This is a genomic window from Frigoribacterium sp. 2-23, from assembly GCF_049601585.1.
Lineage (GTDB): Bacteria > Actinomycetota > Actinomycetes > Actinomycetales > Microbacteriaceae > Frigoribacterium.
In genome coordinates this window covers 2,615,922-2,638,495 of record NZ_CP187126.1, presented here as the reverse complement: position 1 = coordinate 2,638,495, position 22,574 = coordinate 2,615,922, and the positions used below count along the sequence as shown (strand labels likewise).

Here is a 22,574-nt window from a genome sequence, read left to right as displayed (position 1 = left end):
CGCCTCCTCGGGGCTTTAATGGGTCGGGCCGCGCTCCTGCGTCGGCGACACGCGAAGGAGTTCGACCGCATGAAGTGGGGCAGGTCACGTCAGGTCGACGGCGTCCCCGCGCCGGTCGACCCCGACGAGCTCGAGCACGCGGTGGGCGAGGCGCTCCTGATCGCCCGACAGGCGGCCATCGTCGCCATCACGAACCGCATCATCGTGCGGGCCCTGCACGAGGGGGCCGTCTTCGACCGCGACCACACGGAGGCGTTGGTGCGCGAGGAGCTGGGCCGGCTCGCCGACGAGCAGCGGACCACCGCGCGCCGCATGTCGAGCGAACGTCGCAAGGCGGGCCGGGCCCGTGGTCGCTCGAAGCACCAGCACGACTACCGCCGCGACGACGACTTCGCCCTGTGGTTCCGCGAGAACACCTACACGACCGTGGCCGATCGGCTGCTGGCTCTGCAGGACGACTCCGACTGGGTCGACGACATCGTGGCGATCGCCGTCGACCGGGCCTGGGGCGACGTCGGCGCCGCCGTCGTGACACGGGTGCGGTCGGCCGTCGTCGTCGAGGACGACGACTACGCCGAGCACCGCGACGAGCGACTCCGCGGCCTGATCGACGACGACCTGGAGGCGCTGCGTCGGCGCCCCGGCACCACCTGACTTCGGACCCCCTGACTTCGCACCACCCCTGCGGCACGCTCCATCCTCGACAGAAAGTGATCAGCCATGATCCTCGCCACCCAGATCGTCGCGGCCGTCGCCGCCGTCCTGCACATCGTGTTCTTCGTGTTCGAGAGCGTGCTCTGGACTCGTCCTGCGGTCTACGCGCGCTTCGGCATCGAGAGCGCCGAGGCGGCCGAGACCATCCGGCCGATGGCCTACAACCAGGGCTTCTACAACCTCGCGCTCGCCGTGGGCGCGCTCGTCGGCATTGTCCTGATCGGCGCTGGGCACACCGTCGTCGGTCTGACGCTCGTCATCTTCGCGATGGCGTGCATGGCGTTCGCCGGGCTCATCCTCGTCAGCGGCGGCGCGAAGTACCTGCGACCCGCCAGCCTGCAGTTCATCCCGGCGGCCCTCGCCCTCGTGCTCGCGATCGTCTCGCTGTAGGCAGGCCCACCAGCCGCAGCACAGCCGACCGCAGCCCCAGCACAGCCAGCGGCGACGGCGCAGCCCCCGTCCTGGGGGATGACCGCGACGAGCCGTCGGGTGATCATGAACACTTGCTCCACGCGCCCGTCGATCAGGGATAACCCGCGCGGGGCGCCACCTATGCACCTCTTCTTCCGCCGGTCCGCCTGGCACCGACTCGTCGGCATCGTGCTGCGAGGCCGCTTCCGAGTGGCCGACGACGCCACCGCCGCACCGCGACCCGACGACGCCCCGCAGGTGCACGCTCTCGGCGTCGACCCCGACCGCATCGCCCTGATCGGCAACGGCCCGGCGTGCGGGTGGGGAGTCAGGAGCCACGACCTCGCCATGCCCGGGCACCTGGCCCGCGCCCTGTCGGCGGCCACCGGTCGCGGAGCAGACGTCGACCTGATCGCCGACCCCGACGTGACGGCGGCGACCGCACCGACACTGCTCGGCTCGCGCCGCCTCCGCCAGTACGACGCCGTGGTGGTCGTCCTCGGGGTGCGCGACGCCATCCGTATGACGTCGGTCAGGTCGTGGCGGGAGTCGGTCTCCGCGCTGCTCGACACGATCGAGGACGCCACCGTCGAGAGCACCCCGCTCGTCGTCATGGGCATCCAGCCGCCGAGCTCGGTGCAGTTGTTCCACCTCGCGCCCGGGGGAGCCGCCGACCGTCAGGCCGACCGGCTCAACGCGGCGACGCGCGCCCTCCTCGAGGGCCGGCGCCGTGCCTCCTTCGTGCCCGCTCCTGAACTCGCGACGCCGGTCGAGGGCGACGCGCGCATCACGAGCGGGGCGAGGTTCCGGCCCTGGGCCGCGGTGCAGGCCGCGGCGCTGGCGCCGCTGCTGGACGCGAACGTGCTCGCCGGTCGATCCGCCCGGGGCGAGCGCAACCGGCCCCAGGGCGACGAGGAGCGCCTCGAGGCGATCAGGGGCCTCGGCCTGCTCGACACCCCGCGCGAGCAGCGGTTCGACGACATCGTCGAGCGGGCGCGCATCCTGCTCGGGACCGACGGCGCCGCGTTCTCGCTCGTCGACGACCGCCGGCAATGGCACAAGGCGGTCGCCGGAGCCGAGCTCACCGAACTCCCGCTCGCCGCGTCGTTCTGCGCGCAGACCATCAAGAGCGGGGTGGCGTTGGTCGTCCCCGATGCCTGGAGCGACGATCGCTTCGTGTCGCACCCGGCGATCCGGTTCTATGCGGGGCACCCGGTCGAGACCGCCGACGGCGTACGGATCGGCGCCCTCTGCGTGGTCGACGCCGAGCCGCGCTCGGCCGACAGCGTCGATCTGGTGCTGTTGCGCGAACTGGCGCTCGCCGTGCAGCGCGAGCTCGCGGCGACGCCGTCGGCCCCGCAGCCGACGCCGTAGCCGGGCGCGGCGCCCGGCGAACCGGCGCCGGGAACGGCGCCCGGCGAGCCGGCACCCGCAGCGGCGGCTACCGCCCCTGGCGCTTCTTGAACGGCTTCGGCTCGCCCTTGACGACGGGTGCGCGGCCTCGACCCTTCGATGCCTTCGCCTTGCCGCCGGCGGGCCGGGGAGGAGGCGCGGCGGGCGTCGACGGTTTCGCCAACTCGACGTGGGCATCGGCCAACGCGGCCTCGCCGGCCTTCGTCAGGCGCGTCGGTGTGGCGGTGCGATCGAACAGGGCCTTGCCGTATTCGGCCTCGACGGCGGCGATCGACGAGTCGAGCTTCTGCCGGGAGATGCCGAGGCGGTCGGCCGCGCGCACGAAGTGGAGTTCTTCGGCGGCGGCGACGAAATGTCGCAGGTGGCTTATCTTCACCGGGTCAAGCCGTCGCGCTGCCTGTCGGCCCCATGTTGACGCCGAGACCCTCGAGCGCCTTCTGAAAGATGGTCAGACCCTGCATGCCCGGCAGCTTCGAGATGTTCTGGTCGAGCTGGGCGGCGGCCTTGCGACCGGCCTCGCCGCTCATGATCTGGTTGAAGACGAACTTGACGTCGTCGACCTCCATGATGCTCGAGCCGACGGGGGCCCACACCTTCGAGAGCAGCAGGCGGGTGAGCTTCTGCGCACGCTTGCTCTTCAGCAGGCGCTCGCGGGCCTGCGACACGTAGAACGCGACGTGGCGGGTCTCCTGCTGGGCGATTCGACGCAGCAACTCGGCGAGCACCGGGTCCTTCTCCAGCTCGGCCATGCGGCGGTAGGCGGTGACGGCCGAGTATTCGTTGGCGGCACCCCACGACATGTGCACCGCGACGAAGTCGGAGCCGACGATCTTGCCGAGCAGACCCTGCTTGACGGGGTCGAGGCGGTCGCGCCAGCCGAGCTTCAGACGGTTCGCCCGGAGCTGGTCGTAGTCGACCTTGATGCCGTGCACGTCGAGGATCGCGGCGAGGGCCTCGCCGTGCCAGAACTCCTCGCGGTTCCACATCGTCATGAACGAGCTGACGTCGCCCTCTTTGTGCGAGGGGGTCGTCAGCAGGTCACGCGTGTAGCAGACCGTGTGGTACTCGACGTCGGCCATGTACCGCAGGGTGCGCAGCGACTCGGGCGACAGCGGGTTCTTCTTGAAGTGTTCGAGGTCGAGGTCGTCCCAGGTGACTCGCTCGGACGACGCGGCGTATTTGTCGATGTCGAATGCCATGTAGAAATCAGGAGGCGCGGCCTGGGGCCGTGCGTCCGTCTCCTTTCGCCGTGTCTGCGGCGCCCGTGCGGACGCCACGCTTCCAATCGCGGATGCTCCACCTTCTTCGGAGCGCCTCCCTCGCCAGATTGGCATCGGGGTTGACGGCGTTCGGGTAGCCGAGCAGTTCGAGCCACGCGAGATCGGAGTGACTATCACCGTAACCGTACGAGGCCGAAAGATCGAGGCCGTTCGCGGCGGCGTACTGCTGCAACCAGGCCGCCCGCGCCTCGTCGACCAGCGGCGGCTGCACCAGATAGCCCGTGAGCACGCCGTCGCGGCTGTGCATCGTGCTCGCCACGACCTCGTCGAAGAGGTTGGCGATCGGCGCGGCCAGCGAGTCGATCGAGCCCGTGACGAGCACGGTCCGGTGACCGGCGGCGCGGTGCGCGGCGATGCGCTCGAGCGCCTCCGGCAGGGCGCGGCGACGGATCATGTCGCTGTAGGCGGGGGACGAGACGACCCCGCGGAGGCGCGACACCGGCATGCCCGCATACCGACGCAGGAAGGTGCGGATGAACTCTCCACGATCGCGTCCGTCGGCGCGCAGGTACCGGGGCAGCGACGCGAGGAGACTGGCGGCCTCGCCGGGCCAGGCGGCCTTGCGGAACCCGGCCGAGCGCACCCAGAGGTACTGCTCGACGATGTTCGAGTCGACGACGGTGCCCTCGAGGTCGAAGATCGCGAGCACGTCGTCGCGGGTCGGCAACGGGCGGGTGTCGGCCACGACGGCCCCTGCCGCCGGGCGGACCGAGAACGCCCGCGTCATCGTCGTGATGGCGGGGAAGTGCACGCGCTGGAAGTAGTCCTCCCAGTCGATGTCGACGACGTCGTAGCCGATGTCGGCGGGGGAGCCCGCGGGCAGACCGGCGTGCAGAGCCCGCGTGCGGCGGTCGTCGAAGATGATCTCGGACTGCACGTAGTGGCGGTACAGGTCGGTCAGCGTCTGCATCGACTCGAGGTCGGCCCGGCGCTGCTGCACCGTCGTGAGGGCGGCGCGGGTACGCGTGGTCGACGGGAGCTTGGTCAGCACCGACTCGCGCAGGTCGTTCACGCGCGACTTGGCGCGGATGGCGCCCTCGACCTTGCGGATGCCCGGGAAGTTCCAGGTCGGGACCGCGATGTGGCTGGTCTCGTCCTTCGGCAGGGGGTTGGCCGTGAAGAACGCGTTGAGGTTCTCGAACATGCGCAGGATCGTGAACGGGTTGCTGTTGCCCGACGAGACATGGAAGAACTGCGCGTCACCGGCCGGCGCGGGGTTCGCGGCGACCGACAGGATGACGTTGACGACGAAGTCGACCGGCACGACGTCGAGCACGCTGTCGGGGACTCCCGGGAACTCGGGCAGGAGACCGCGGGCGTACGACATGATCAGCGGGTCGGCGACCTTGAAGCCGTCGATCCAGCCCGGGTACGGGTGGCGGAACGCGCTCTCGACGATGGCCGGGCGGACGATCGACAGGCGGTGACCGGCCGCCGCCCACAGCTCTTCGGCCGCGCGCTCGGCGAAGGCCTTGGTGAGCGTGTAGACGTCCGTCCAGCCGAGGGCCTCGGCGCGCATGCGGCCGTAGTCGACCAGCCGGGCACGCACCCACTCGACGCGGGCCTCCTCGGCGGCCGTCGCGACCGCCTGCGGGCCGGTCTTGCCGTGCTCGTGGCGACCGGCCGCGAGGAACTCGCGCAGGGTCTCGGGCTGACGGGACGCGGCCTCGACCCGGGCGCGGGCGTCGCGCGCGGCGTCGTACTCGGCGCGCCAGTCGACCGAGTGGGTCAGCGACGCCTCGGGGAAGACGCCCTTGCGGATGCCCCCGACGTACGCCGTCGACACGTGCACGACGTGCGGGTCGGCACCCGACGCGAGCAGCGCCTCGTAGAGACCGAGCGCGCCGCCGACGTTCGTGTCGAACGCCTGGTCGATGGGAGGGTCGAACGACACGGTGGAGGCGCTGTGGATGACGACGTCGAGATCGGTCGGCAGCGGCGGCAGTGTGCCGAGCGAGCTCTCGATGACGCGCAGTCGTCCGGTGAGCGCCCGCTCGACCTCGTCGGCGCCGACGCGCTCGCGCCAGGACGCGAAGACCGGCTTCTTGAGCAGGTGACGCAGGCGGCCGACGGCGGACGTGCCCGCCTTCGGCCGGATCAGCAGCGTCACGGTGGTGTCGGGGTGCGTCGACAACAGTCGCTCGAGGATCGCCTGACCGACGAACCCGGTGCCCCCGGTGAGGAGGACGTGCGCGGCACCGAGCGAGACGACGGTCTCGGACGTGGCGTCGGCCGCCGACACGGCGTCCGCGACGGGCGTCTCGTCGGCCGACGGCGCTGCCGACGGCACTGCCGAGGCCGATGCGGCGGACGCCGCCGCAGCCGACGACGCGGCAGAAGACCGAGAAGAAGAGGAGGCGCTCATGCGGCCAGCTTCCGGCTCACGGCATCGCCGATGCGGGCGTCCATGCCCGGCAGTGCGGCGACGCGGGCGCCGATGGCGTCGGCCCGATAGCGGCCGGCCGCGTCGCCGAAGACGAGGCGCTCGAACATCGTGCGGTCGGCGTCGGAGCGCTCGATCGCCCCGACCGGCCACACGGCGTGCTCGAGGGCCGTGCGCGTCTGCTTGACGGCGCGCGACGACTCGGCCAGACGGCGCTTCGACTCGTCGGCGAAGAATTCTTCGTGGCGGCTCTTCACGCGGAGAATCGTATCCACCACGGCCGACAGCGGCTCGTTGTCGGCGATCTCGACGAGCCGTTCGTACGACGAGCGCATGATCCACTCGTCCACGACACCGGTCGTCGTGTGCACCGCGACGATGGGGATGCCGAGCCCGATGGCCTGCACCGCGCGGACGATGGGACCTCGTCGTTCGCGCAACTCGGAGACGGCATGGCGGGTGGGCCCCTCGGGGACGTCCTTGCCTCGGGGGCGACCATGCGCCTCCTGGACGGCGTCGATCGCGTCCGAGAGCCAGAACTTCTCGAACGCCCACGTGACGAGGAAGGCCGTGACGCGCGCATCTTTGTGCGTCGCGGTCACGAGCAGGTTGCGGAGGTTCTCCATCGTGGCGCTCTCAAGGCGACCGAGATACTGCAACAGGTCGAGCGCCTCGGTCGAGACGGGGTCGGCCGCGAACGCCTCGAGATCGAGCTCGGAGCGCAGATTGCCCTGCGCCGTCCGCGTGAACTCGCGGATGTCGAAGTCGGCGTCGAGCGCCTCGGTGCCGTGCCCCGTGAAGTCGGGAGACGAGGACGAAGGGGAGTCGGCACTGGTCATAGAACGTGATCCTCAAAAGCGGGGTGTGCGATGGCGAATGGCGTGCTCGGCCGGTTCGGGTGCGCGCAGGTGCCTCGCAGCACCGTATCGTAAGCGGCATGGCTGTAGCGCTCGTCACCGGGGGTACGTCCGGCATAGGAGCCGAATTCGCCCGCCAACTCGCCGAACGGGGCTGGGATATCGTCCTGGTCGCCCGTGACGTGACCCGTCTCGACGAGACGGCCCGAACCCTCCGTCGCCTCGGGCGCGACGTCGAGGTGCTTCCGGCCGACCTCGCCGACCGAGCCGACGTCGACCGGGTCGCCGCTCGGCTCGAAGACCCCGATCGTCCCGTCGACCTGCTCGTCAACAACGCGGGCTTCGGCATGCACACGCCGTTGACCGACCCGGACGTCGCGATCCACGACCGCGCCTTCGAGGTGATGGTGCGGGCCGTGCTCGTGCTGTCCGGGGCGGCGGCGCGCGCGATGCGGGAGCGCGGTCGCGGTCGCATCGTCAACGTCTCGAGCACCGCGGGCTTCATGGCGATGGGCGGCTACTCGGCCATCAAGGCGTGGGTGACGTCGTACAGCGAGGGCCTGGCCGTCGAGTTGCGGGGCACGGGCGTCGGTGTCACGGCACTGCTGCCGGGCTGGGTTCGGACCGAGTTCCATCAGCGGGCCGGCATCCGGGCGTCGAGCATTCCAAACGGACTGTGGCTGAGCGCCGAACGACTGGTGCGCGACGCATTGCGCGATGTCGACAGGGACAAGGTGATCTCCATACCGACGGTTCGATACCAGGTGCTGATCTGGTTGGTCCGTCATGCCCCCAAGACGGCGGTGCGGCGCGTCTCGGCCGCCATCTCGAGCAGCAGGCGGAAGCCGGCCGGGTCGTGAAGCCGAGTCAGCGCAAGCGACTCGACGCGATCGCACAGAGAGCGGGAGACGTGGCGCACAAGGCGGGCGAGGCAGCGACCGACGTGGCCCACACGGCACGGGGTGCCGCGGGGGACGTGGCCCAGCGGGCGACCGCGACCGCCGGGGACGTGCGCGATCGTGCCGGCGACGTCCGCGACCGCTTCAGCTCGAAGACGCATGCCGCCGCGCGCTACGTGGCGCAGCGGGTCGTGCTCAAGCCGACGATCTGGTCGCTGACCGACGTCACGGTGATCGACCGCGACCGCGTGAAGGACGTCCGCGGCGGGTTCATCGTCGTCGCCAACCACTCGAGCCACCTCGACGCGCCGCTCATCCTCGGCGCGCTGCCCCGCCGTCTCGCCCGCTATCTCGCCACCGGAGCCGCGGCCGACTACTTCTTCGAGGTGCGCTGGCGCCGCCGCCTCACCGAGCTGTTCTTCAATGCGTTCCCCGTGCACCGCCCGCCGGCCCTGGCCGGGGGCAAGAACGCAGGAGGCGCGGGTCAGGCCGACGCCGACGCCGCGGCACCCGCAGACGGTCGCGCGGTCGCACGGCCCGACGCCCCACGGACGAGCGCGGCCCGCAAGCGGGCCAGGGTGCGCGCCGGGCACCCCACGGTCAGCGCGCGCTCGCTGCTGCAGCGTGGCTACCCCGTGCTCGTCTTCCCCGAGGGGACCCGCTCGAAGGACGGCCGGATGGGCCCGTTCAAGCCCGGGGCCGCGGCGCTCGCCGCCTCGTGCGAGGTGCCTGTCATCCCGCTCGCCCTGATCGGCGCGAACATCGCTCACCCGCGAGGCGCGAACTGGCCACGGCCCGGCCGCCTGCCGGTGGGCGTCGCGTTCGGCGACCCCATGCGTCCGCTCGACGGTGAGACGCCGATCGAGTTCACGGCGCGCCTCCGGGACGAGATCATCCGCCTGAAAGAGACCAACACGGCCCGTATCCTGGGTCCGCAGAACCCGTCCGAAGGAGCACACCGGTGACCGACGTCCAACAGAAGCCCGACACGATCTCAGGCGTCAAGCACATGAAATGGTGGGGTTGGGGCGTCGAGGGCGTCGCATTCCACCACGACGACAAGCCGGCCTTCGCGCCGTTCGTCAAGAAGATCGTGGGTGTCGAGCTGACCCAGGGCCGGCACGACACCGGTCTCGACATCGGCGACCTGACCGTGCCGGCCTCCCTCGCCTCCTCGGCCGTGGTCGACAAGCTGACCGCGATCGTCGGTGCCGACGCCGTCACCGGAGACGACCTCGACCGCGTCGTGCACACGTACGGCAAGAGCGTCCGCGACCTGCTGCGCATCCGTGCCGGGCGCCTCCCGCGCGTCCCCGACGTCGTCGTGTACCCGGCCGACGAGGCCGAGGTGCAGAAGATCGTCGACCTCGCGGTCGCCGAAGACCTCGTGCTCATCCCGTTCGGCGGCGGCAGCAACATCGCCGGCAGCCTCGAGCCGCTGCCCGCCGAGGCACGCCCCGTCGTGTCGCTCGACATGGGCCGTCTGTCGAAGGTGCTCGACATCGACGAGGACTCGGGTCTCGCCCGCATCCAGGCCGGCGGCCAGGGCCCCGACCTCGAAGAGCAGCTGAACGCCCGCGGTTGGACGCTCGGGCACTTCCCCGACAGCTTCACGCACTCGACCATGGGCGGCTGGGTCGCGACGCGCTCGTCGGGCATGCAGAGCGACAAGTACGGCGACATCGCCGACATCACGAAGGGTCTGCGTGTCGTGCGCCCCGGTGGCGTCCTCGCGATCCGCGCCGTGCCGAGCGCATCGACGGGGCCGTCGCTGCGCGAGATGATCATCGGCTCGGAAGGGCGCCTCGGCGTCATCACCGAGGTCACCGCCCAGGTGCACCGCCTGCCCGAGAAGCGCGAGATCATCGCCTATCTCTTCCCGTCCTGGCACGACGGCCTCGCCGCCATGCAGGCCATCGCCGAGAGCGACGCCGCCCCGTCGGTGACCCGCGTCTCGGACGCGCACGAGACCGCGTTCTCGTTCGCGACGTCGAAGCCCGGCAAGGGCATCTCGCAGAAGGTGACCGACGCGCTGCCGCTGCTGCTCAAGGCGAAGGGCTGGGACGTCGACGCGATGTGCCTGTCGTTCATCGGCTACGAGGGCAGCCCCGAGCACGTCGCGCGCACCCAGAAGCTGGTCGGCAAGATCGTCAAGGCCAACCGCGGCATGTCCGTCGGCACGGGCCCCGGCAAGCTCTACGACCAGAAGAAGTTCGACACGCCCTACCTGCGCGACTTCTTCCTCGATCACGGCGGCATCGGCGACGTCTCCGAGACCGCCGCACCCTGGTCGAAGCTGCGGGCGGTGTCGAACCGCGTCTACGCCGCCGCGAACCAGGCGTTCGACGAGATCGGCAAGCAGGGCTGGATCATGAGCCACCTCTCGCACTCGTACCACTCGGGCGCGTGCCTCTACTTCACGTTCGCGTTCGAGTACACGTCCGAGGATGTCGCCGAGGCCGAGTACGACGTGGTCAAGAAGGCGATCCAGCAGGCGTTCCTCGACACCGGCGGGACACTGAGCCACCACCACGGCGTCGGCCTCGAGCACGCGCCGTGGCTCGAGCAGGACGTGTCGGCCGAGGGCGTGGCCGTCATGAAGGGCCTGTTCGACGCGGCGGACGCCGGCGGCAACTTCAACCCCGGCAAGATCACCGGGCCGTAGCGCGACGGAGCGCGGCGGCCCGCCCGCTGGCGCGGCGCGCGCCGACGTGAAAACGACAAGACGACGTGATCTCTCACGTCGTCTTGTCGTTTCCGCGTCGGGAAACAGTCACGCGCGACGACCTAGAATCCCGTCATGACTGCCATCCACGCCGACATCACCGATGCGTTCGGCAACACGCCCCTGGTCCGTTTGAACCGCCTCCCCGTCGAGGGCGGCGCCGAGGTGCTCGCCAAGCTCGAGTTCTACAACCCGGGCGCGAGCGTCAAGGACCGCCTGGGCGTCGCCATCGTCGACGCGGCCGAGGCGGCGGGCGCGCTCAAGCCGGGCGGCACGATCGTCGAGGGCACGAGCGGCAACACCGGCATCGCCCTGGCGCTGGTCGGCGCCGCGCGCGGCTACCGCGTCGTGCTGACGATGCCCGAGACGATGAGCGTCGAGCGACGCACCGTCATGAAGGCCTACGGCGCCGAGATCGTGCTCACCCCCGGCAGCGAGGGCATGCGGGGCGCGGTCGAGCGGGCGAAGGAGATCGTCGAGTCGACCGAGAACGCGATCTGGGCGCAGCAGTTCGAGACGGAGGCGAACGCGGCGATCCACCGCAAGACGACCGCTCAGGAGATCCTGCGCGACACCGACGGCCAGGTCGACGTCTTCGTGGCCGGTGTCGGCACGGGTGGCACCATCACCGGCGTCGGCCAGGTGCTGCACGAGCAGATCCCCGGGGTGCACGTCGTGGCCGTCGAGCCCGCCGACTCGCCGCTGCTGTCGCAGGGCAAGGCCGGCCCGCACAAGATCCAGGGCATCGGCGCCAACTTCGTCCCCGACGTGCTCGACCGCGACCAGATCGACGAGGTGTTCCCCGTCGAGCTCGACGACGCCCTGCGCGTGGCCCGGGCACTCGCCACCGACGAGGGCATCCTCGCCGGCATCTCGTCCGGTGCCATCGTGCACGCGGCGCTCGAGATCGCCAAGCGCCCCGAGTACGCCGGCAAGCGCATCGTCGCCATCGTCTGCGACACGGGCGAGCGCTACCTGTCGACGGTTCTCTTCCAGGATCTCGCGGACGCCTGACGTGCGGTTGCTCGCCCGCCTGGGCGAAGACCTCGAGACCGTCCGGAGGCGCGACCCGGCTGCCCGAGGACGCCTCGAGACACTGCTCGTCTACCCGGGCCTGCACGCCGTGTGGGCCCACCGCGTGACGAGTCGCCTGTGGCGGGCGCGCGGGCTCGCCCGCGTGCTCGGGGCGCGCACCGTCGCCCGACTGCTGGCGCACGCGGCACGCGGGGCGACCGGCATCGAGATCCACCCGGGCGCCCTCTTGGGCGAGCGCCTCTTCATCGATCACGGCATGGGGCTCGTCATCGGTGAGACGACCGTGGTCGGTGACGACTGCACGCTCTTCCACGGCGTGACGCTCGGTGGCAAGGGCGGCGTCGGTGCCCGCGGGCGGCGGCACCCCGTGCTCGGCCACGGCGTCACGGTCGGTGCCGGAGCCGCCGTCATCGGCGGCGTGACGGTCGGGGCGGGCAGCATCGTCGGAGCCGGCGCCGTGGTCACGAAGGACGTGCCGGAGGGCTGCGTCGCCGTGGGCGTTCCGGCCGTCGCGAGGCCGCGCCGCGCCTCCTGAGGTCGCGCCGCGCCTCCTGAGGCCGCGCCGCGCCTCCTGAGGCCGCGCCGCGCCTCCTGAGGTCGTCGTGCGGGGGTGTGGTCGTCAGCCCAGCGCGATCAGCCTCTCGAGCGTCTCGGCGTCGAGCGGGCGGTCGCTCGCGACGACGCGATCGAGCCCGGCCGTCTCGACTTCGTGGTGACTCGTGCCCTGCCAGACGATCTGCAGCCCCGCCCGCTGCATCACCCGCACCGACGCCTGATTGTTCGACAGAGCTCTGGCCGTGACCGGCACATGCGGCGACGCCTGCTGTGCCGCCACGATGGAGGCGCGGGCCGCCTCGGTCGCCAGCCCGCCACCCCACACGGCCGGGTCGAGCCGGTAGCCGACGTTCCAGGCGCCGAACGACTGCATCGTCGCGCCCGCCACGCCGACGACGGGGCCGAATCCGTCGGCGGGGCTCGAGCCGGGTCTCGTCCGTGGTCGAGCGTCGACGTCACAGCGGCGGAGACGGACGGCGAGCCGTCCCAGGCCGTGGTCGCGGCGACTCGCCTCGCTGGAGGGGACGAGCGCCGCCGTCTCGGCGAGGGCGGTGTGGCGGCCGCTCGGCAGATGCTGCCACGTGTCGGGGTCGGCGAAGATGCGGTGCAGCTCGGGGACGTCGTCGTCCGCGAGGGGAGAGAGCAGCAGCCGATCGGTCAGGATCGAGCCGGGCGGCAGGGGCGGTGTCGGCGAATCAGGCACGGCGCGAGTCTGCCACTCGCCGCCGACGGTGGCGCCTCCCGGGGGGAAGGCGCCACCGTGTGAGGCGGCGGGCGGCGGCGGCGCCTCGCGGGGGCCCGGCTTCAGCGCCGCGGCTCCCACCGGAAGAACCGCACGGCTGCCAGCACTCCGAGCACCGCCCAGCCGACCGACGGCAGGAGCAGCCAGGGCAGCAGGCCGAGGTCGCCGCCGTTCCAGGCGAGCACGATCAACTCCATCAGGCCACCGCCCGGCAGCAGTCGCTTCACGGCGATGAGGTCGTCGACACCGGTCAACTGGAACCAGATCGCCGTGCCGAGAGTCAGGAAGAACAGCGGCAGCGTCGTGTACTGGGCGTGCTCGGGCGATGTGCTGAATCCGGCCGTCGCGAGGGCGAGGCCGACGAACATCGCCTCGGCGAGCAGCACGGCGACGATCAGCAGCCAGGCGTGCACGGGAGGCTCCTGCGCGGCCAACACACCGAGCACGATCGCGAGCTGCGCGAGGCTGACGACCACGACGGGGGCGAGCAGACCCGTGAGGATGCTCGGGTCGGACACCGCGCCGCCGCGCAGGCGTTTCAGGAAGAGCGTCTGACGTCGCGCCGCCAGGGTCGTCGTCGCGCTGACGTACACCCCCATGCCGACCATGCCGATGATCTGGATGCCGGCGAGCACGCCTCCGGCGGAGGCGCCGTTCGTGAAGAGCAGGAAGGCGCCGAAGGCGAGCGGGACGAGGAGGGCGCTGAGGGCGACGGTGCGGTTGCGCAGCATCATGCGCAGTTCGGCGGTCGCGATGGACGCGGTGGCGGTGGCGGAGCTCATGGCGGTCGGCCTTTCAGGAGAGGACGGGGAAGGTACGGTGCGGACGGGGCGTCGGCAGGGAGGGGGCGGCCCGGCGGGGGCGCGGGTCGGCTCGTCAGGAGGAGGCGAGGCGCCGTGCTCAGGACGCCTGGCCCAGCAGGCGGAAGACGTCGTCGAGCCCGGTCTCGTGCGTGCTGAAGCGGTCGAGGGCGAAGCCGCGCTCGGACGCCCACGTCAGCAGGACGGAAGCGTCCCGCTGCGGGTCGTCCGTGGGGATGACGGCGAGGCCGTTCTCGGTGCCGGCCGCCGCGAGCGGGAGCTCGTCGAGGGGACAGGGGGAGACGAACCGGATGGTCGTCGTGGCTCCGGCGGTGAGCTCGGCGACGGTGCCCTCCCTCCTGATCGACCCGCGGTGCATGAGGCCGACGCGGTCGGCGTAGCGCTCCGCCTCCTCCAGGTAGTGGGTCGTCAGGACGAACGTGACGCCCTGTTCGCGCAGACGTCCGACGAGTGCCCAGAGGTCGTCGCGGGCCTGCGGGTCGAGACCCGTCGTCGGCTCGTCGAGGAACACCAGCTCGGGCGTGCCCCACACCGCCATCGCGAAGTCGACGCGGCGCTTCTCGCCGCCCGAGAGCTGGGCGACCCGCGTTCCTGACTTCGAGTCGATGCCCACGCGGGCCAGCACGTCGTCGACGTCGTCGTCGCGGCCCGAGACGGCACCGGCCAGACGGACGCTCTCGCGGACGGTCATCTCGCCGGGCAGCCCCGAGTCCTGCAGCATGATGCCCATCCGCTTGCGGGTGTGCGACCGGTCCGTCGGGTCGCCGCCGAGCACCTCGACGGTGCCCGCGGTCGGGCGCCGGTGCCCCTCGAGCACTTCGAGCGTCGTCGTCTTGCCGGCGCCGTTCGTGCCGAGCAGGGCATACAGCTCGCCCCGTCGGACGATCAGGTCGACACCCGACACGGCATCGAAGTCGCCGTACGAGAAGCCGAGCCCCGAGACGCGGATGACGGCGTCGGCTGCGGTGGTGTCGTCGGCACCGGAGTGAGGGGCGGTGCCCGTGTTCGTGATGATCTCGTCCATGCCCTCGACGATTCCCGAGCTGCCGTCCGGGCAGTAGTGCCATCGCGCCACCCGTCCGCCGTGACACTTGTCACCGTGCGGCGTGACATCCTGCGCTGCCGACCGCGCCGGGCTCCCGATACCGTGGACGCATGCCGACCGCGACCGACGGAACGACCCGCGCCGCGCCTCCTCTCGAACGGATGCGCCGCTACACGACGTGGTCTCTCGTGTGGGTCGCGCTCGTGTTCGTGCTGGTGCTCCTGCCGCAGATGCCGACCCTGCCGATCGGACTCGCGGTCGCGGCGGCCGGCGCCGTCGTCGCGGTGCAGAGCCTGTTCTGGGAGCGAGGCGGCCCGCGCCTCCTGGTCGTGGCTGCCCTCGTGTCGTCGTACGCGGTCTGGTGTCTCGCTGTCGTCGGCGGCGCCTCAGGATTCGCCGTCGTCCCGTTCGCGCTCTCGGCGGCCCTCGTCGCGACGACGCCACCGCACATCGACGTCCGTCTGACCGCGCTCGCGATCGTCCTCGCCATCCTCCCGCCGCTCGTCGTGGCGTCCGAGTCCGAGCGGTGGGGAACGACCGTGGCCGCGATCATCCTGATGATCTCGGCGTGGGGCACCTACCGGCTGAGCCGCTACCAGTTCGGGCTCTACCTCGAGGTCGACTCGTTGCGGCAGTCCGAGGCCGAGCTGGCCGTGTTGCGCGAGCGCTACCGGTTCTCGTCGGATCTGCATGACATCCAGGGGCACACGCTGTACGTGAGCCGTTTGCAGCTGCAGCTCGCCGGCAAGATGCTCGATCGCGACATCGACGCCGCTCGCGCGCATGTCGCCGAGGCCGAGCAGCTCATCGCCCAGACCATCGCCGAGACCCGGCGTCTGGCCTATGGCGAACGCACGGTCACGCTCGCCGGCGAGCTCGCGAACTCGACCGCCCTGATCGAGGCCGCCGGGATCGAGCTGCGTGTCGACGGTGTCGCTCCCGCAGGACATCCGCTCGACGCGCTCTTCGGGCACCTCGTGCGAGAGGCCACGACCAACCTGCTGCGCCATGCCGAAGCCCGACGGGTCGTGGTCGAGCTGTCCGCCGGCGGGGTCGCGGTCGTCAACGACGGAGCCGGCGCGAACGTCCGCCCACTTCGCGGCCTCGCGCGGCTCGCCGAGCGGTTCCGCGACGCCGGCGGCGTCCTGACGACGCGCCACGACGGCGGCGAATTCAGGACGGAGGCCCGAGCGCAGGACGCACGCCCCGAGGAGGCACGGGTCACGTCCCCGAGGACGGTCGCCGGCGTCTCCGCCACGGTCGCCGGCGACTCCGCCACGGTCGCGAACTCAGGCGAGAGCGTGCCGGGGGGCGACCGATGATCCGTGTCCTGCTGGCCGACGACGAGACCCTCCTGAGGAGTGCGATCGCGTCCCTCCTCGGCCTCTCCGATGAAATCGAGGTCGTGGCGCAGGCCGCCGACGGGGTCGAAGCGGTCGCGTTGGCCGAGCAGCACGACCCCGACGTGGTGCTGCTCGACCTCGAGATGCCCGGTCTCGACGGCATCGACGCGGCACGGGCCATCCTCACCCGCCGACCCGACCAGGCCGTCGTCCTGCTGACCCGACACGGGCGGCCGGGTGTGCTGAGGCGTGCCCTGGCGGCCGGCGTGCGGGGGTTCCTGCTGAAGTCGGTCGACCCCGACGAGCTCGAGCGCGTGATCCTGCACGTGCACGGAGGTCGACGCTGGATCGACGCCGACATCTCGGCCGCCGCCATGATGGACGACTGCCCGCTGACCGATCGTGAGCTCGACACGCTCCGGCTCACCACCGAGGGGTTGTCGGTGCGCGAGATGAGCACCCGCCTGCACCTCGCGTCGGGGACCGTGCGCAACTACCTGTCGTCGGCCCTGCAGAAGACCGGGACGTCGTCCCGGCACGAGGCCGCCCGCGTCGCGCGCGAGCGCAGCTGGCTGTAGCGCTGCCGCTGCCGCTGCCGCTGCCGCTGCCGCCCGTGCCGGCGGCGGCAGGCGCCGTCGGCAGGCGCAACCGCCCGCGGGGCGAGGTCAGGCGACGGGACGGCGGCTCTTCGGCATAGCGGCGATCACACGGTCGTACGAGTTGCCGATGAGGTCTTCGACGGTCTGGGCATCGAGCCCGCCCCCGAGGGCGATCGTGATCCAGTGTCGCTTGTTCATGTGATAGCCGGGCGTGATGGCGGCGTGCGTGGCCACGAGGTGCTCCGCGTGCTCGGGCACCGCCTTCAGCGTGATGCGGTTCGGTGAGTGGACGAGGTCGACCATCGCGAACATCTTGCCGCGCACCGTGAAGACGTCGACCTCCTCGCCGAACGGATTGCCGAGGACGGCGGAGGGCAACTCGGCACACATGGCCAGCACCGCGGCGAGATCCGGGCCGCGTGACGGTGAACCTGACATGCCGACATGCTGCCTTGTGCCTCCGACGCTCCGGTCGCGAGGCCCGGGGCCGCGGGGCCGCGGGGTCGCACGGCCGCGGGGCCGCGAGGCCCGGGGGTCGCGGCAGGCCGGCTCAGCTCCTGATCGCCCGCACCGCCTGCTGCACGGCGACCGCCAGCAGCAGGATCGCGAACAGCACCGCCGACACCCGCGCCGGCATCGCGAACGCGAGGGCGACGCCACCGAAGGACGACACCGCGGCCGCCGCGCCGAGCAGCAGCGACGGCGTCACGACCACGAATCCGCGGCGCGCATTGCCGATCGTGCCGATCAGGGCGGTCGGAATCATCACCACGAGCGACGTGCCCTTCGCCACCAGATCGGTCTCGCCGACCAGCCCGACGAGGCCCGGTACGGCGATCAGTCCGCCGCCGATGCCGAACAGGCCCGAGGCGATGCCCATGAACAGGCCGAGGGCGACGAGGACGAGTCCGCTCCAGGCTCCGTCGGGGATCAGCGCGGCCGACGTCGACCGCGCATCGCCGACGAGCAGCAGTCGAGCCGCAGCCAGCACGATCACGCCGATGAACAGCCACTGCAGCACTCGCGTCGCGACGACTCTCAGGAGGTAGCCGCCGATGATCGTGCCGACCACCGACCCTCCTGCGACGTACGCGGCGGCGACGAGGTCGACCTCGCCCTGCACGAGATACGTGATCGAGGCGACGATCGACGTCGGCAGGATCGCCGCGAGCGACGCCGCCGACGCGCGCTTGGCGTCGAGGCCCGCGAATGCGGTGAGCAGCGGCACCATGACGATGCCGCCGCCGATGCCGAACGCACCCGACAGGAGTCCGCCCACCACCCCGACGACGAGGAGGCGCCACAGCGGCGGCGAGACAGGGGACGACGAGCCAGTGGTCACCTCGACAGCGAACCACTCCCGGCCCCGTGACGGCGAATCGACCGTCGGTCGATCAGGAGGAGGAGCGGGGAGGGGCCGGAAACGACGGGTGAGGGGCGCCCACCCGCAGGCCTCACCCGCGCGTCCCCCAGAAGGAGGACATTTAACACGCGCAGCTCTGGATTACCGGCATCGCGGGAGGTAGCCTCGGCACACCGGCGCCCTACCCCCGCCGTGTCGCGACCCGAACTCGCACCCGATCCTGAGTTCCCGACCCGCGCCTCCCGCACCATCCGACCCGACCCGCGTCACCCCGCTGTACCGGCACCACGCGCATCCCGACCCGCGCACCCGGCACCACCTAGCACCCGCACCGCTCGCACCACCGGCCGAGCCGACCCCGCCGGCCGCATCGCTCCCTACCCGAAGGGATCGCCGCGCATGCCCGAACGCGTCGACGTCATCGATCTACTCGCCCCCCTCACCGTCCCCGGACCGATCGCGAACGTGCTCGAGCGCTTCCGCGACGTGGTCGCGGCCAATCCGGACGGCATCGCCGTCGCCGACCCAGGAGGCGCGCTCAGCTACGCCGAGCTCGACCGCTTGACGACTGCCTTGGTCGGCGTCCTCGACCGTGAACTGCCGCCGGGTGATGCGCCGGTGGGCGTCTTCGTCGGGCACGACGCCGATGCCGTCGTCCTGGCGTTGGCCGTCGTGAGGTCCGGTCGTGTGCTCGTCGTGCTCGACCAGCACCTGCCCGGCGCCCGGTTGAGGCACGTGGTCGAGATCGGCGGCATCGAGACGGTCATCAGCGATCGTGGCGTCGGTTCGTCAGGCGAACAGCCGCCCGAGCTGCTCGAGGCCGGCGTGGCCGTGCTGTCGTGGGACGAGCTGCGTGCCTCCGCCGACGCGGCGACCGAGTCCGAGCTCGCCGCCGTCGATCTCGAGCGCGGTCTCGCCCGCCACGGGCGCGACACCGTGGTGGTCGTCTTCACGTCCGGCTCGACCGGCAAGCCCAAGGGCGTCATCGTCACGCACGACCAGCTGCTCAACGACGTGGCGCACATCGGTCGGTCGTTCAGGATGACGCCGGCCGACCGCAATGCCCTCGTCTTCCCGCTCAGCTTCGTGGCCGGCACGTTCTCGATGTACAGCGGGCTCACCTCCGGTGCGGGACTCTACGTCTACGACACCCGTGACGACGGCATCTCCGGGTTCGTCGACTTCGTCCGCGAGCACCGGCTCACGGCGATCTCCTGCACTCCCCACCTGCTCCGGTCGATCGCCGGGGCCCTCGGCGACGACGAGGTCTTGACCCACATCCGCGCCGTCTCGACGGCGGGCGAGGCGATCACCGGTCGCGACGTCCTCCTGATGCGCCGTCACCTGCCGGCCACCGCCTCCTACTTCAACGGCACCGGCTCGAGCGAGATGGGCGGGATCGCCACGTTCGAGATCCCGGGCGGGGCTCCCGTGCCCGACGGCATCGTGCCGGCCGGGTCGATCTCGGCCAACAAGGAGGTGCGGCTCGTCGACGAGCACGGAGCACCGGTCGCCGAGGGCGAGGCCGGCGAGATCCTGGTCGTGTCCGACTACCTGTCGGACGGCTACCTGAACGACGAGGAGCAGACCGCGATGCGGTTCGGCGTCGCGGACGACGGCCGACCCACCTGCCGTCAGGGCGACCTCGGGCGGTTCGACGGCAACGGCGACCTGGTGCTGCTCGGTCGGGCGGATGCCGCGGTCAAGGTGCGCGGCTACCTCGTCGAGCCCGGCGAGATCGAGGCGGCGTTCATGACGATGCCCGATGTGACGGAGGTCGTCGTGACTCCGGTCGTCGCGCCTCCGGCCGTCACGTACCTGATCGCGTACGTCGTCACCAAGCCGACGGTGCGGCCGCCGTCGCCCGCGGCGTTGCGGCGGGGTCTGCGCGGCGTGCTTCCTGAGTACATGGTGCCCACGCACATCGTGCAGCTGCCCGCCCTACCGCGGAACGAACGCGGCAAGGTCGACCGGCAGCAACTGCCGCCCGTGGCACCGCGCGTGCCCGTGGACGAGGTGCAGGACATGCGCCAGCAGATCATGTCCGGCATCTGGGGCGAGTCGCTCGGACTGACCGACGTCGGACTGGACGACGACTTCATGGCCCTCGGGGGCGACTCGTTGTCGGCGGAGGAGATGCTCGCCGCCGTCCACGAGCGGTTCGACGTCGACCTCGCCTCCACGCAACTGCTGGAGTACCCGACGCTGCGGGAGTTCACCGAACGCGTCACCAGCTCGGCGAAAGCGCTGCCCAGTCACCCCGACGTCGTGACGCTGCGCACGGGCGGGTCGCGGACTCCGGTGTTCGCGTTCGCCGGCGCAGGCGCTCTTGCGCTGACCTTCCTGCCGTTGTCGCGACACCTCGACGACCGATCCGTGTATGCGTTCCAGGCCCACGGGCTCGAGCAGCGTGCGCTGCCCGATTGGAGCGTCGAGTCGGCCGCGCGTCGTTATCTCGAGATCATCCGTGTGATCCAGCCCAAGGGGCCGTACGTGCTGGTCGGGCACTCCTTCGGCGGGCTCGTCGCGCTCGAGATCGCCGACCAGCTCGTCGCCGGCGGCCAGGAGGTCGAGCTCGTCGGGCTGCTCGACACGTTCATGCCCCGCAGTACCGGCGTGATGCCCGAGCTGGAGTTCCAGAAGCTGCCGACGCGGCCGACACCGAGCACGGCGCTGCGTCGCGTGGCCGGTGCGTTGCGCGCTCCTGTCGCGCGCCTGCTGCCCGACGGGCTGCCCGCGGCCCGCCAACTAGGCGAACGAGTGCGTGCGCGGGCGGCCGGCATGGTGCAGTTCGGCGGCCAGATGCAGTTCGACGCCTTCTTCGACCACGCAACGCTCGCCGGTCGGAAATACAGGCTGAAACCCTATGCGGGTCGCGTCCTGTTCGTGTTGGCCGAGGGGAATCCTGACGGACCGGACGCCTGGCGTTCGGTGTTGTCGGGCCCGAGCTCGTTCGTCGCGATCGCGGCCGAGCACTCGTCCCTCCTGCGCGAGCCGCACGCGACCGAGCTCGCCGACGAGTTGCAGAGGGCGATCGACGGGATCTGACCCGTGCGCCGCGCCGGCCGGCGCCCGGTCCGGCGCGGCCGTGCAGGTCAGACCTTCGCGAGCTCGCGTTCGGGGGCGCGGGTGGGCCGCGCCTCCTTCGGTTCGAACCGGCTCTTGAGCTTGAGAGCCGGTCGCTCGACGAGGTAGTGCGAGGCGATCGCGACACCGACGGATGCGACGATGACGAGCACCTGCCCCAGCGCCCCGGTCAGCACCGGCGTGATGAGCGCGATCATGACCACGTGCCAGAGGTAGAGCGGGTACGACACGGCACGACCGAACCACGCGACCGGACCGAGCGACAACGCGCCGGCGATGACGGACGGTCGGCTGATGAGCCCACCGATCAGGAGGGCGGACGCCACCGCGACACCGGGCATGAGACCGGTGAACACGTGCACCTGCTGCTGCCAGCCGGAGCCGATCACGAACAGGGAGCCGACGACTCCTGCGAAACCGACCCAGGTCGCGACCGTGCCGAAACGGCCCTCGAACACGGCGCGGCCCCGCGCGGAACGCAGCGCGAAGGCCAACAGGCAGCCGATCAACAAGGGAGCGACGTTCAGGACGGGGCTGAAGTAGATGTCAGGCGTGGCCGATCCGGACGGCTGCTCGTACAGGAACCCGCTGGCGATGATCGAGCCCGCGACCAGGACGGCGAGACCGATCATGATCGCCCGACGGCGCGCGGCGAAGGCCAGGGCGAGGACGAGCAGAGGGGGCCAGACGAGGTAGAACTGCTCCTCCATCGAGAGGCTCCACATGGGCGAGAAGACGCCCTGCGACGAGCCGAAGAAGGCTCGGGCCAGGTTGCCGGTGTAGCTCAGGGCGACGGCCGCGGCGCCGACCGGCCCGATCTTCGCGCCCTGATAGCTGCCGACGATGGCCCAGAGCGCGATGCCGACGACGACCACGGCCAGCAGCGTCGGGTACAGACGCAGGAGCCGACGCATCCAGAACCGACCGAGACGGATGCGCCCGGTGTTCGCATGCTCGCGCAGGAGCAGCGTGGTGATCAGGTAGCCCGAGAGCACGAAGAAGACGTTGACGCCGATGAATCCGCTGCCGAATCCGGGGACGTGGAGGTGGTACAGGACCACGAAAGCGATGGCCAGCGTGCGCAGACCGTCGAGGGGGAGAACGCGATCGCGACGGGCTGAAGACATCGGCGGGTCGAAAGGCATCGGGCCAGTCTGCGCCTCCTGCATTGCAAATGCCCGGGAACGCAAGGAGGCGCGGGCAGGCGACAGGGCCGGCCCACGTCCTCCTGCGGTTGGCGCGTCGCTGCCGGGGCCAGCTCAGGAGAACGCCGGAGGCGCCCGCCGACCAGGGTCGACGGGC

The 22,574-nt window shown here is 71.2% G+C and carries 21 protein-coding genes; 11 read left to right on the top strand and 10 right to left on the bottom strand.

Annotated features, from left to right (window positions below; translation table 11 throughout):
* Window positions 1–69: 69 nt before the first annotated feature.
* The 3 genes from ACPEEZ_RS12520 to ACPEEZ_RS12510 all read left to right on the top strand — a co-directional run bounded on the left by ACPEEZ_RS12520 (window position 70) and on the right by ACPEEZ_RS12510 (window position 2,499).
* A complete protein-coding gene (locus ACPEEZ_RS12520) occupies window positions 70–654 on the top strand; it encodes a hypothetical protein (RefSeq protein WP_423919545.1) in 585 nt (194 codons plus the stop codon).
* Window positions 655–720: 66 nt separating this feature from the next.
* On the top strand, window positions 721–1,104 hold the full coding sequence (locus ACPEEZ_RS12515; protein WP_423919542.1) for a DUF1304 domain-containing protein: 384 nt from the start codon (window positions 721–723) through the stop codon (window positions 1,102–1,104).
* Window positions 1,105–1,266: 162 nt separating this feature from the next.
* Window positions 1,267–2,499 carry a GAF domain-containing protein gene (locus ACPEEZ_RS12510; RefSeq protein WP_423919539.1) on the top strand — a complete coding sequence of 411 codons (1,233 nt, stop codon included), beginning with the start codon at window positions 1,267–1,269 and terminating at the stop codon, window positions 2,497–2,499.
* 67 nt (window positions 2,500–2,566) lie between these two features.
* Here the strand turns inward: ACPEEZ_RS12510 and ACPEEZ_RS12505 are convergent, their stop codons facing one another.
* Genes ACPEEZ_RS12505 through ACPEEZ_RS12490 form a run of 4 tightly spaced genes read right to left on the bottom strand, consistent with a single transcriptional unit; the run spans window position 2,567 to window position 7,040 of the window.
* Window positions 2,567–2,914, bottom strand: a complete 348-nt coding sequence (locus ACPEEZ_RS12505) for a LysR family transcriptional regulator (protein WP_423919537.1) — start codon at window positions 2,912–2,914, stop codon at window positions 2,567–2,569.
* A gap of 4 nt (window positions 2,915–2,918) precedes the next feature.
* Window positions 2,919–3,737, bottom strand: a complete 819-nt coding sequence (locus tag ACPEEZ_RS12500) for a ferritin-like domain-containing protein (protein ID WP_423919534.1) — start codon at window positions 3,735–3,737, stop codon at window positions 2,919–2,921.
* Between the two features lie 7 nt (window positions 3,738–3,744).
* Window positions 3,745–6,183: an HAD-IB family phosphatase gene (locus tag ACPEEZ_RS12495; RefSeq protein ID WP_423919532.1), complete on the bottom strand. Its 2,439-nt coding sequence runs from the start codon at window positions 6,181–6,183 to the stop codon at window positions 3,745–3,747.
* Complete coding sequence (locus tag ACPEEZ_RS12490) at window positions 6,180–7,040, bottom strand: hypothetical protein (RefSeq protein WP_423919529.1); 861 nt, start codon at window positions 7,038–7,040, stop codon at window positions 6,180–6,182. Before ACPEEZ_RS12490 ends, ACPEEZ_RS12495 begins: the two co-directional genes overlap by 4 nt.
* A 98-nt stretch (window positions 7,041–7,138) precedes the next feature.
* On the opposite strand from ACPEEZ_RS12490, the gene ACPEEZ_RS12485 reads away from it, so the two are divergent.
* The 5 genes from ACPEEZ_RS12485 (at window position 7,139) to epsC (ending at window position 12,252) form a co-directional block, all read left to right on the top strand.
* Complete coding sequence (locus ACPEEZ_RS12485) at window positions 7,139–7,918, top strand: SDR family NAD(P)-dependent oxidoreductase (protein ID WP_423919526.1); 780 nt, start codon at window positions 7,139–7,141, stop codon at window positions 7,916–7,918.
* Window positions 7,915–8,922, top strand: a complete 1,008-nt coding sequence (locus tag ACPEEZ_RS12480; RefSeq protein ID WP_423919523.1) for a lysophospholipid acyltransferase family protein — start codon at window positions 7,915–7,917, stop codon at window positions 8,920–8,922. Before ACPEEZ_RS12485 ends, ACPEEZ_RS12480 begins: the two co-directional genes overlap by 4 nt.
* Window positions 8,919–10,622, top strand: coding sequence for an FAD-binding oxidoreductase (locus ACPEEZ_RS12475; RefSeq protein WP_423919520.1), 1,704 nt, complete (start codon window positions 8,919–8,921; stop codon window positions 10,620–10,622). Before ACPEEZ_RS12480 ends, ACPEEZ_RS12475 begins: the two co-directional genes overlap by 4 nt.
* A 135-nt stretch (window positions 10,623–10,757) precedes the next feature.
* Entirely contained in the window at window positions 10,758–11,696 is a 939-nt protein-coding gene (gene cysK / locus ACPEEZ_RS12470) for a cysteine synthase A (protein WP_423919517.1), read from the top strand.
* Between the two features lies 1 nt (window position 11,697).
* Complete coding sequence (gene epsC / locus ACPEEZ_RS12465; RefSeq protein WP_423919515.1) at window positions 11,698–12,252, top strand: serine O-acetyltransferase EpsC; 555 nt, start codon at window positions 11,698–11,700, stop codon at window positions 12,250–12,252.
* Between the two features lie 84 nt (window positions 12,253–12,336).
* On the opposite strand, the gene ACPEEZ_RS12460 is transcribed toward epsC, so the two are convergent.
* The 3 genes from ACPEEZ_RS12460 to ACPEEZ_RS12450 form a co-directional block, all read right to left on the bottom strand.
* Window positions 12,337–12,975, bottom strand: a complete 639-nt coding sequence (locus ACPEEZ_RS12460; protein WP_423919512.1) for a GNAT family N-acetyltransferase — start codon at window positions 12,973–12,975, stop codon at window positions 12,337–12,339.
* A gap of 101 nt (window positions 12,976–13,076) precedes the next feature.
* On the bottom strand, window positions 13,077–13,796 hold the full coding sequence (locus ACPEEZ_RS12455; RefSeq protein ID WP_423919510.1) for an ABC transporter permease: 720 nt from the start codon (window positions 13,794–13,796) through the stop codon (window positions 13,077–13,079).
* A 118-nt stretch (window positions 13,797–13,914) separates the two neighbouring features.
* Window positions 13,915–14,859, bottom strand: coding sequence for an ABC transporter ATP-binding protein (locus ACPEEZ_RS12450; RefSeq protein WP_423919508.1), 945 nt, complete (start codon window positions 14,857–14,859; stop codon window positions 13,915–13,917).
* Window positions 14,860–14,990: 131 nt separating this feature from the next.
* Here ACPEEZ_RS12450 and ACPEEZ_RS12445 point away from each other — a divergent pair, with 131 nt between their 5' ends.
* A complete protein-coding gene (locus tag ACPEEZ_RS12445) occupies window positions 14,991–16,202 on the top strand; it encodes a sensor histidine kinase (protein ID WP_423919505.1) in 1,212 nt (403 codons plus the stop codon).
* Window positions 16,199–16,801: a response regulator transcription factor gene (locus ACPEEZ_RS12440; protein ID WP_423919502.1), complete on the top strand. Its 603-nt coding sequence runs from the start codon at window positions 16,199–16,201 to the stop codon at window positions 16,799–16,801. The genes ACPEEZ_RS12445 and ACPEEZ_RS12440 overlap by 4 nt, the downstream gene beginning before the upstream one ends.
* An 87-nt stretch (window positions 16,802–16,888) precedes the next feature.
* Here ACPEEZ_RS12440 and ACPEEZ_RS12435 read toward each other — a convergent pair whose 3' ends face one another.
* Complete coding sequence (locus tag ACPEEZ_RS12435) at window positions 16,889–17,260, bottom strand: MmcQ/YjbR family DNA-binding protein (protein WP_423919499.1); 372 nt, start codon at window positions 17,258–17,260, stop codon at window positions 16,889–16,891.
* Between the two features lie 112 nt (window positions 17,261–17,372).
* A complete protein-coding gene (locus tag ACPEEZ_RS12430) occupies window positions 17,373–18,164 on the bottom strand; it encodes a sulfite exporter TauE/SafE family protein (protein WP_423919496.1) in 792 nt (263 codons plus the stop codon).
* A 420-nt stretch (window positions 18,165–18,584) separates the two neighbouring features.
* Between ACPEEZ_RS12430 and ACPEEZ_RS12425 the strand changes: the two genes are divergently transcribed.
* Complete coding sequence (locus ACPEEZ_RS12425; RefSeq protein ID WP_423919494.1) at window positions 18,585–21,233, top strand: alpha/beta fold hydrolase; 2,649 nt, start codon at window positions 18,585–18,587, stop codon at window positions 21,231–21,233.
* A gap of 47 nt (window positions 21,234–21,280) precedes the next feature.
* On the opposite strand, the gene ACPEEZ_RS12420 is transcribed toward ACPEEZ_RS12425, so the two are convergent.
* Window positions 21,281–22,417, bottom strand: coding sequence for an acyltransferase family protein (locus ACPEEZ_RS12420; RefSeq protein WP_423919491.1), 1,137 nt, complete (start codon window positions 22,415–22,417; stop codon window positions 21,281–21,283).
* Window positions 22,418–22,574 lie beyond the last annotated feature (157 nt).